Source organism: Methanocellales archaeon (assembly GCA_028715985.1).
Lineage (GTDB): Archaea > Halobacteriota > UBA148 > UBA148 > UBA148 > UBA148.
In genome coordinates, this window is sequence record JAQUQR010000001.1 from 331,055 (window position 1) to 341,323 (window position 10,269).

Sequence of the window (10,269 nt, forward strand, 5' to 3'; positions counted from 1 at the left end):
AATATGGTGTGGCGAATTAATGTGTCTCATCTATCAATGGCCAAGGTACTGCTCCATGATCTTTAGTGCACAAAAATCTCCACACATCGTGCAGGTCTCCCCAGGTGAATGGATCTGTCTTGCTCTCTTTCCATCAAGGGCAAATCTAAACTGCCCCTCCCAGTTGCGGTGACGTCGCATTTTAGCTAAGTTGAAGTCCTGATCAGAGAGACCATATTTCATCGAGTCTCCGATATGGGCGGCAATGCGACAAGCGATCGTGCCCTCACGAACGTGATCTATGTTGGGAAGAGCAAGATGCTCGGATGGAGTTATGGCGCAAAGATAATCAGCACCCGCTCCACTGGCAAGGCTGGCGCCAATACAGGCAGCTATGTGATCGTAGCCAACTGCGATGTCAGTAGGGAGTGGGCCTGAAACAAAAAGCGGTCTATTGCCAGTGATCTTCTTATGGTGTCTAACGTATGCAACGATATCTTTGGCAGGAACATGGCCCCCCATGCCTTCGACGATAGTCTGCACGCCAACCTCATTGGCACGTCTTGCCAGCTCTGCGTTCTTTTGAATCTCTGATAGCTGGGGTTTATCGCTCATGTCATGGACGCATCCACTTCTCATGGCATTGCCCAATGAAAGAACGATATCCCTTCTCAGGAGTATTTCTAAGATCTCCTCATACCTTTCGAGAAAAGGATTCTCTTTCTTATGCGCGATCATCCATGCAGCAGTAAATGCCCCGCCTTTAGATACCATCCCCATGATGCGAGTTGCCTTTTTCAATGAGGTGAGCGTGTCCAAGGTGAAACCCGCATGGATGACTACTGAACTCACGCCCTCTTGAACTTGCTTTTTTATGGTCCTGATGAGATCTTCTTGGTCTATTTCATGAAACGAAACCTTCTCGGCAGCGGTCTGATAAATTGGCACGGTCGTTAATGGAACGGAGACCGCATCTGAAATTGCCCTTCTGATCTCGTCTATATCGCCGCCCATTGAGAGATCTGATATGGTGTCCGCTCCATGCTCAACAGCAACCTTGGCTTTCTTTACCTCGGCTTCAGGATCGATTGCTATCGATGAGGTGCCTATATTTACATTGACCTTTGTTAGCAGTCCTTTACCTATCCCCAATGGCTTGCATTTAGGACGTGTCATGATCACTATCTCGCCGCTGGCAATGTGCTTGCGTAATAAATCAGGCTCAATCTTTTCATGGAGGGCAACATCCACCATTTCTCTTGTAGTCCTACCTGATTTGGCCTCTTCAATTTGGGTCATGCTAATCACCAAAGAATCTAGAAAGCAACGACTTCCTCGTATTACACATGTCAACGAATCCGCAATGGTCACAAGGCGCTCTTTTTGACTTACCTGGGAGCGCTCCATCCATTACTTTTTTTACCCTGGTCAGGATAAGCAAGACCCTTTTCCTGTCCCAACGTTTGATTTTGGCATCTCGCAACTCTCCAAATCTGGCATACTCCACAAAACCCTGTTTCACGCTAACTTCGAACTCCTCTTCGACCAACATCGCATATGCGGTTAGTTGTAGCCTGTCGTGTTCCCAAATGCCCTGTCTGGGTTTATCTCCGGTTTTTATGATGGAGGGAATGATCTCCCCGTCGATTAGGATCAACTTATCCGGACGCCCAACCATTCCAAGGTGCTTTGAATCCATCTGATGCTCAATCCTCCATGGCGTAATTTTCTCGAGAAAATGCCTTTTGCCCATATATTCTAAGTCTTTTGATAGTCCCATGGTGATCTTATCGATATCGATTCTTGATTTTGCTTCGTCGATTTTTTTCCTTGGGCAAGCTCTCCCTCAGTTCATCTGCGATTTTATTTAGGCATGCTCCAAGTTCGCATAAGCGCTCCTCTTTCACTAACCTAGGAAATTGGAAGGCAAGTCCTCTGAGTAATAAGTGTTCTACGTACTCAACCCTATCTATCTTTAATTCGTGTCCCCTTGACATGAAATAAATTTGTCGTGGGCAAGATAGGTACAATCTTAAATCGCTGACTCTTATCAAATTTACACCGATTAGGTATTTCATTAAGAACGATATATCTCTTATTGGGTAAAAGTAAATGACCAAGTTTGAACGTGATATCGTGAAATCTTTCAATAATTTTTTTGAGCAGAATGAGATCGATGCCATCGCATACAGGATCAAACAGCATCAGTTTTCTTCGCAAGTACTTGATGTGCTCGTCGACTCCTTACATGAGGAGTATTATCTTGGGGTTGAATGCAAAAGCATCTCCACTAAGACTGGTTCCCTCTATTTTACTCAACATTTTGGCCCCGATCAAATAGTGCGTATAGACGATTTTCTCCGTAGGTCCGGTCGAAAAGGAATCTTGGCTGTTGAACTTAGGTACGGGAAAGGCCTGCCTGTAAGTGCCCACATCCTCCAGTGGACGGATCTTAAAAAACGATATTTGGCGGGTGGGGTTGGATTTACAGTAGAAGAGATCCTGCGCTTTCCTCAGATTAAGAGGGTAAGCAGGAGTTACGTGATCGATGCCCACTTGTGGAAAGAATGAAGTTGTGGAAAGAATGACCAACTTTTATAAACCCCTTTTCATTATAATACGTTGGGTGTTATAATTGGCGAAATCGATTAAAATAGAAAACGTTGTGGCATCTACGGCGATAGGGTCGGAAATAGACCTTAGTGAAGTCGCGCATATGTTGGAGGGTGCCGATTATGATCCAGAGCAGTTCCCTGGCTTGGTTTATCGAACTAAAAATCCTAAGGCAGCAGCGCTGATTTTTCGATCTGGAAAAATAGTTTGCACCGGCGCAAAAAGCATCGATGATGTTGAAAAAAGTTTACAAATAGTCTTTGGGAAGATGAGGGAGCTTGGTATTAACGTCATTGGAAAACCTCAGATCATAGTCCAGAACATCGTCGCATCTGCCGATTTGGGATCAGAGCTTAACTTGAATGCGATAGCTATCGGATTGGGCCTGGAGAACATCGAGTATGAGCCAGAGCAATTTCCCGGCTTGGTATATAGGCTATCAGAGCCCAAGGCGGTCGTATTGCTATTCGGGTCTGGCAAGTTGGTCATTACAGGTGGAAAGAAAACAGAAGATGTCGAGGATGCGGTGAACAAGGTCTCCAAAGAGCTGATGGGGCTTGGTTTGCTATGAACAGAGCAAACTTCTTATGTTTTTGATTCATATGATTTAGCATGCCAGTTTCAAAATGGGAGGAATTTTTCAAGAAATATTACAAGCAGCAAATCCTTCAATTGGCAAATTCCTACCCGGATAAGCGCAGCTTGGTTGTCGAGTTCCCTGATATCGAGAAGTATGATGTTGATTTGGCGGACTCTTTTTTAGAGAGGCCCCATGATGTATTGCAAGCTGCCGAAGAAGCCTTGAAGATCATCGATCTCCCAATCGATGTATCGCTCGATAGGGTACATGTAAGGGTAATCAAGGTTCCTGAAAGGATATATATCCGTGATCTGAGGAGCGATCATATTTTAAAATTGATTGCTATAGAGGGCATAGTGCGCAAAGCCACCGCTGTGCGCCCTAAGATCACCGAAGCCATATTTCAATGCGTGTTATGTGACGGTACCACTCCTGTCCTACAACGTGAAGCTAAATTTATGGAGCCTTATGAGTGTAATGATTGCAAGAGAAAGGGTCCTTTTAAACTCGTATTTAGCGAATCGTCTTTTATAGACGCACAGAAACTGCAAATTCAGGAATCTCCGGAGGATCTGAGGGGAGGGGAACAACCCCAGACCTTGGATGTGAACGTAGAGGATGACCTGACTGGGCAAGTGGTTCCCGGGGACAGGGTGGTAGTGACGGGCATTCTTCACTCATACCAGCGAACCACTCCGGCAGGAAAGAGCACTTTTTTTGACGTCTATTTGGAGTGCATTTCCATTGAGATTCAAGAACAAGAGTTTGAAGCTCTGGAAATTTCCAAAGAGGATGAAAAAGCCATTCTTGAGCTTTCAGAAAGTCCGAACATTTATGAAATCATGGTCCATTCCATAGCGCCCTCCATATTTGGCTATGAGGAGATCAAGGAAGCGATGGCGCTTCAGTTATTTTCTGGCATACCAAAATCATTGCCAGATGGCACCAGGGTAAGAGGAGACGTTCATTTGCTACTCGTAGGAGATCCAGGCACAGCCAAATCGCAGTTGCTCAGATATGTTGCCAAGCTAGCGCCAAGGGGTGTTTATACCAGTGGAAAAGGTACGAGCGCCGCTGGTCTAACAGCTGCTGCAGTAAAAGATGAATTCGGAGAAGGCAGGTGGACCCTTGAAGCAGGTGCACTTGTGCTGGCGGACAAGGGAATTGTCGCCGTCGACGAAATAGATAAGATGCGGTCAGAAGACCGCAGTGCTTTGCATGAGGCAATGGAACAGCAAACGATCAGCATAGCCAAAGCCGGCGTTGTGGCATCCTTGCGATCAAGGTGCGCTTTGCTCGGTGCTGCAAACCCGAAATATGGCAGATTTGATAAATATGAGCCAATAGCAAACCAGATCAATATGCCTCCTGCGCTTTTATCCAGGTTCGATCTGATTTTTCCGATCATGGACGAGCCCAACGTAGAATTGGATGCTAAAATTGCGGATCATATCCTGACAGCACATTACGCCGGAGAGCTATCAGCGCATGCCAAGTACTTTACCTCTGGAAAAGTAACGAAGGAAGAAGTAGAATCCGCTATGAAGACGGTTCGACCGGCGACCGAACCGGAGCTGTTGCGCAAATACATCGCCTATGCTAAACGCATCTATCCGATAATGAGCGATGGGGCCAGGAGGAGATTGAGAGATTTCTATCTTGGGACGCGAAAACAAGGCGATGATGGTGCGCCAGTTCCAGTTACTGCCCGCTCCTTGGAGGCTTTAGTGAGATTGGCTGAAGCTTCTGCAAGGATGAGACTGAGTGACCAAATCCTCGAAGAAGACGCAGATCGGGTCATACGCATCACAGAGTCCTGCCTAAGGCAGGTTGGCATCGACCGAGAGACGGGGCTGTTCGATGTCGACGTCATAGCTGTTGGCATCACTAAAAGTCAGCGCGATAAGATCAAGCTGCTTAAGGATATAATAAGGGAACTCGAGCGCGAACATGGTGGTGCATCTCCGAAAGAGGAAGTCTACGATAAAGCAGAGGAGAAGGGGATTGAGAGGAGTAAGGCAGAGGAATTGCTGGCCAAGTTAAAGCAGCAGGGTGATGTTTACGAGCCGAAATTAGGCTTTATCAGAATAGCGAGAGAATGATGTATCTAAAAACGCATAACATGGAATCGGAAATTATGGTTGCAGCGTGCGACCGAGATATCCTGGGAAAAACGTTCAGCGAGGGTGAGCTGACCATTCATGTTTCCGAGGAATTCTATAAGGGCGAGCATGCTACCGAGGCAGAAGTTATGGCTGCACTTAAGAAAGCCACAATCGCTAATTTGCTGGGGAAAAGGGCGGTATCCTGTGGGATTAAAAGTGGAGTTATAGACCCGAACAACGTGATCACCATAGGTGGAGTACAGCATGCTCAACTGGTGCGGATGTGATGAGTAATGACTTCCTACCTTTTCTGCCCAAATTGCGGCCAGAGATCTGAGAATGGACTTTGTACACAATGTTTCTTGGAGCGATTTGATCTGGTGAAATGTCCTCTCCTCTTACTGGCAAAGGTTTGCCCAACCTGCGGATCGTTTTTTCGGAATGGGAAGTGGGTTGAATGCGATCTTAACAGTCTAGCAACGTCGACCGTTAGGTCTCAATTGAATATTAATCCTGCAGCTGAGGATGTACGCATCTCACTTGTGCCCGAAACATTGGGTGAGAACATGAGGGTGCATGTGCATGTGGATGCCATGGTACGGGGCAGAGCGGTATCAGAAGATGCTGATGTGGATGTTCGGATCGAGAGGAAATCGTGCGATAGATGCAGGCTGATTGCAGGAGGATACTATGAGGCCATAGTTCAGCTCAGGGCAGAAAATCGATTTCCTGCGTCAGAGGAAAGATCACGATGCAAGGATATCGCAGCCAATGTCATCAATCAACTTCAAAAAAGAGATAGGATGGCCTTTATCTCTGACATAAAAGAGTTAAAGGAAGGCATAGATATCTATGTTGTGCCCATCCATGCGGGCGATCTAGTATCCAAGGCCATCACAGAGAAACTTGGTGGTCAGATTTCTAGGGCAGCAAAATTGGCTGGACGAAGAGAAGGAAAAGAGGTTTATCGCGTATCATTTGCCGTTCGACTCCCCCAGTTCATGGTTGGAGACATCCTTTCCCTTGGAGATCTCATCATCGATATTACTAGTATGGGGAAAAGGATTGTCGGGAGGGACCTAAAGACAGGTGCAAGATTTAACTCAGATATGAAAGATATGGTCGGTGCGGAGCTTTTATGTCATAGAAGTGATGCCAAGACTACCATCCTAACGATGGTGCAAGACGATGAGATTCAAGTGCTCGATCCAGATTCATATGAGCCGATCACTCTCCTGCGACCAGCATTTTTGAATGCAAAAGGTGGAGATGAGGTATCAGTCATAAAAACTCACAAGTGCGTGTTTGTCTTACCCGATTGAATACCAGTCCAAGCTCTCTGTCACAAAGTCGATTAAATCCTTGAAAAAGTTTTTGGATTCAGCGTTCATGGATGTCTTGTTTATCAGCTTAATGGCTCTACTGGCATGGTCTCTTGATACCTCTTTTGTCTTAGCCAGAGCACCGCATTCTTTTATTATTTTCTTTACCTTCTCTATCCCCTCCGCATCTGCAGCGATATTTCTTAGCTCCTGCTGCAAATCCCCCTTTGCCAGTTTATAGGCATAAACCATGTGCAATGGTTTTTTCCCCAGAAGGATATCTCCACCTGTTGCTCTCCCATACTGCTCCTCTGATGCGAAGGTGCCAATGATGTCATCTTGGATATCAAACGAATAACCAATGTGCATAGCTGCCTCCTCCAATATCTGGAGGTCCTGTGCAGATGCACCTCCCAAGATGGCACCCGTTAACATGCTGGCTTTGAACAATGAGGCAGCCCTCTTCGATGCCATGACATACCACTCCTCTACGGTGGGCTCCTTATGTTCAAAGAGCAGATCAAGAGTCTGACTTTCGTTGACTGCCTTGTAATCCTCCAGGAAGAGCTTGATCACCTTGCCAATGCACTCAAAGTTTGACTCAAATAATGTCCTCAGGGCTTGGCTGAAAAGTATGTTTCCATAGAAGACTGCCATGCTTTCCCCAAATCTGTCCCCATACGTGAAGAGTTTATGGAAGGCTTCACCACCTCGTCTTTTCTCATCTCTGTCCACTAGATCATCATGGATCAGGATTCCATGGCGATACAGCTCTATGCCAACACAAATATCTAATATGTCTTCTATCTCTCCGGTATATCCCTTGTAGGTCAACAAAGTGCTACATGAAGCTATTCTCTTCCCTTTTCTGAGCAAAAACTCTTCTACCTGAGCGAAAACATCTCCAATGAATGGGTGATAAGCTCTTCCCTCTTCTAAGACTGTTTTAAAGTACTCCCTCAATTTATGGTCTATCAGCTCGGTATATTCTTCCAACAATCTATCCATATCTCACCGCCTCGACAGGACTCATTTTTGCTGCCCTTCTGGCTGGATATAAACCAGATATGATTCCCACCAGGATCGCAACGGACAAACTCCCGATCGCTACTTCTGGGGTAACGATTGCAGGCATTTCCATTCCGATATAAAAGCTAACGCCAATGCTTACCAATGTGGCAGTAATTGTCCCCAATATGCATCCCAATATGCCGCCTACCAGACTGATCATACCCGCTTCCGTCAAAAATAGCAAAATGATGTTCGAATTGGTGGCTCCGATTGCTTTCATAATCCCTATCTCATGGGTCCTTTCCATCACAGACATGAGCATGGAGTTCATGATGCCTATGGAGCCCACTATCAGTGCAATGGACGCAATTCCAACGAGGACCGCTTGGAGTAGCAAGAAGACCATTCCTATCTGCTCTATCATCGACTCCATCGTCAGCGCTTGGGCGAAGTTTTCTATATTATGGTTTTCGTCTAATGTTTCTTCAATTTCCTCGCCGATATCTTCAGCCCTGTCGATGTCGCTAATTCGCACCGTCAGCATATATATGTCCTTGGTTCCCAGGACATCCTGGGCAGCTCTTATGGTTAAAAATATGTTGGGGTCAAGGTCTTGAGAAGCCATCATGCCGGCTTTTTCAAGGATGCCTACCACCACGAACTTCTCTCCATTAATTGTTAGGCGATCGCCAATACTGATGTCTTCATCGAAATATTCATGGGCAACGTTATATCCGATGGTACATCCCCGGTAGTCACCCTCACGTATCCATCGCCCCTGCTCGAATTCAGCATACAAGTCATACATTTCTTCTAGGTCGCTTGTTTCGCCAGATATTATCGTGATCGGGGTGCGCTCCTTTCTGTATTCGACTTGGGCGGTTCCATACATCCAACGTCCTGTACTATCGACACCTTCTATCCTTTCTATCTCTGCAATATCTCTATCTGTAATGGATTCGGCCCAGCCACCCAGTCCAGGTATTACCTGCCGTCCGGGCATAACGGTTATGATATCCGCCATCCCCACAAGCTGCTCTGTTATCGAGTGCTGCATGCCATAGCCCACTGATATCAAAGATATGATAGCAGCTATCCCTACTGCGATGCCCAATAGGGTCAAAAATGAACGGAACTTGCGCTCCCTTATGTTTCTATATGCCAAGAGAAGACTATCGTAGAACATTTTTATGCCTCTAGGATGACTTATGCCTTCAGGGTGCCATCGCGCATTCTGATACTCCTCTTCGCTCTGGCCGCAATCTCCGGGTCATGGGTTACGATTATGAGCGTTTCTCCTTTTTTGTTCAATTTTTCCAGAAAGTCCATGACCCCGTTGCCTGCCTCTGTATCCAGATTTCCAGTTGGCTCATCGCCAAAGATCACCGGCGGATCGTTTGCAAGCGCTCTTGCGATCGCAACTCTTTGTTGCTCTCCTCCGCTGAGCTCTGATGGCTTGTGATTTGCCCTATCCGACAGCCCAACGATTTTCAGTAGCTCCTTGGCCCTTTTAATCCTTTTACCACGCGAAGCTCCAAAAAACATCATCGGGAGCGAGACGTTCTCTATCGCGTTCAGCGTGGGAATCAAGTTGTACATCTGAAAGATGAATCCTATCTTCTCCCTCCTGATTTTAGCCAGCTCGGTATCGTTGAGCTTTGAGGTGTCGACGTCATCGATAAATACGTTTCCGCTGGTGGGACGATCCAGACAGCCGATCATGTTCAATAAGGTGGACTTTCCTGAGCCCGAGGGCCCTTCTATGGCTATGTAGTCTCCGTCAGGGATATCTAGGCTGACACCCCTGAGGGCAGGCACCTCTATTTCTCCCATCTTGTATATCTTCTTCAAGTTTACGGCGCGGATCATTCAAACTTACTCCGCCGACGTCGATATACATAATATCCGCCGATAACCAGAGCAACGACAATGAGCGGTATTACGATTTGATAAGAAGTAGAAGGACCACTCTGTATTTCTGCCACTCTAACAGACACAGTGTACTCCTTAGATTCATAATACCTGCCACCATCTTTGAATACGACTTTGAAGCCAACATCTGTTTGGCCTATTGGCAGATCGCCCGTGTCAATTTCAAATCTGGCTGAGAATACGTCATCGGGTTCCATCGTTCCTATGAAAACCTCTGAAGGCGTCATTCTTAAGTCGGTGACTGGGATAACTCTGACGCCAGTGACATCACGCGATCTGCTATTTGCGACGTCGAAAGAAATCTCCGCATCCTCTCCTCTTGGAACGGATGCAGGGGCATCGGTTAGAATCAGTATGACTCCCGGCTCATCGATCACGTCGATCGATACCTTTGTACTGGACTCCTGATAGCGGTCGGCAAATTTGTAGAATACCTTGAAGTCGATATCATTTCGACCTACTGGCAAGTCGGTCGTATCCAGGTTGAACTGGGTGGTCGCCTTCTGCTCGGAGTTAATCTCTCCTATGAAATATTCAGATGGATTGATGTCTCCATCCATCATGGGTACCACACGGACGCTCGAAATGCTCTGGGACATCCTATTTGCGACGTCGAAAGAAATCTCCGCATCCTCTCCTCTTGGAACGGATGCAGGGGCATCGGTTAGAATCAGTATGACTCCCGGCTCATCGATCACGTCGATCGATACCTTTGTACTGGACTCCT

Annotated in this window: 10 protein-coding genes and 1 pseudogene; 5 read left to right on the forward strand and 6 right to left on the reverse strand. The window is 46.5% G+C overall.

Going from position 1 to position 10,269, the window contains the following annotated elements:
* Positions 1–33: 33 nt before the first annotated feature.
* Both thiC and PHI74_02050 read right to left on the reverse strand, forming a co-directional pair.
* The gene (gene thiC / locus PHI74_02045) at positions 34–1,278 is read right to left on the reverse strand and encodes a phosphomethylpyrimidine synthase ThiC (GenBank protein ID MDD5484796.1); all 1,245 of its coding nucleotides are present in this window, start codon (positions 1,276–1,278) and stop codon (positions 34–36) included.
* Position 1,279: 1 nt separating this feature from the next.
* A pseudogene (locus tag PHI74_02050) lies at positions 1,280–1,804 on the reverse strand (Dna2/Cas4 domain-containing protein).
* 287 nt (positions 1,805–2,091) lie between these two features.
* Between PHI74_02050 and PHI74_02055 the strand changes: the two are divergent.
* From PHI74_02055 to PHI74_02075, 5 genes are all read left to right on the forward strand, one after another.
* Positions 2,092–2,550 (forward strand): hypothetical protein, encoded by a 459-nt coding sequence (locus tag PHI74_02055; GenBank protein MDD5484797.1) that lies wholly within the window; start codon positions 2,092–2,094, stop codon positions 2,548–2,550.
* Between the two features lie 64 nt (positions 2,551–2,614).
* Positions 2,615–3,163: a TATA-box-binding protein gene (locus PHI74_02060; GenBank protein MDD5484798.1), complete on the forward strand. Its 549-nt coding sequence runs from the start codon at positions 2,615–2,617 to the stop codon at positions 3,161–3,163.
* A 41-nt stretch (positions 3,164–3,204) separates the two neighbouring features.
* Positions 3,205–5,274, forward strand: coding sequence for a minichromosome maintenance protein MCM (locus PHI74_02065; protein ID MDD5484799.1), 2,070 nt, complete (start codon positions 3,205–3,207; stop codon positions 5,272–5,274).
* 20 nt (positions 5,275–5,294) lie between these two features.
* Positions 5,295–5,564, forward strand: coding sequence for a DUF424 family protein (locus PHI74_02070; GenBank protein MDD5484800.1), 270 nt, complete (start codon positions 5,295–5,297; stop codon positions 5,562–5,564).
* A gap of 6 nt (positions 5,565–5,570) precedes the next feature.
* On the forward strand, positions 5,571–6,599 hold the full coding sequence (locus PHI74_02075; GenBank protein ID MDD5484801.1) for an NMD3-related protein: 1,029 nt from the start codon (positions 5,571–5,573) through the stop codon (positions 6,597–6,599).
* Here the strand turns inward: PHI74_02075 and PHI74_02080 are convergent.
* The 4 genes from PHI74_02080 to PHI74_02095 form a co-directional block, all read right to left on the reverse strand.
* On the reverse strand, positions 6,588–7,607 hold the full coding sequence (locus tag PHI74_02080) for a polyprenyl synthetase family protein (protein MDD5484802.1): 1,020 nt from the start codon (positions 7,605–7,607) through the stop codon (positions 6,588–6,590). The genes PHI74_02075 and PHI74_02080 overlap by 12 nt on opposite strands.
* Entirely contained in the window at positions 7,600–8,796 is a 1,197-nt protein-coding gene (locus PHI74_02085) for an ABC transporter permease (GenBank protein ID MDD5484803.1), read from the reverse strand. Before PHI74_02085 ends, PHI74_02080 begins: the two co-directional genes overlap by 8 nt.
* 20 nt (positions 8,797–8,816) lie before the next feature.
* Complete coding sequence (locus tag PHI74_02090) at positions 8,817–9,479, reverse strand: ABC transporter ATP-binding protein (GenBank protein ID MDD5484804.1); 663 nt, start codon at positions 9,477–9,479, stop codon at positions 8,817–8,819.
* Positions 9,476–10,269: hypothetical protein (locus PHI74_02095; GenBank protein MDD5484805.1), on the reverse strand; the 794-nt coding region annotated here is incomplete at its 5' end. The genes PHI74_02090 and PHI74_02095, both read right to left, overlap by 4 nt.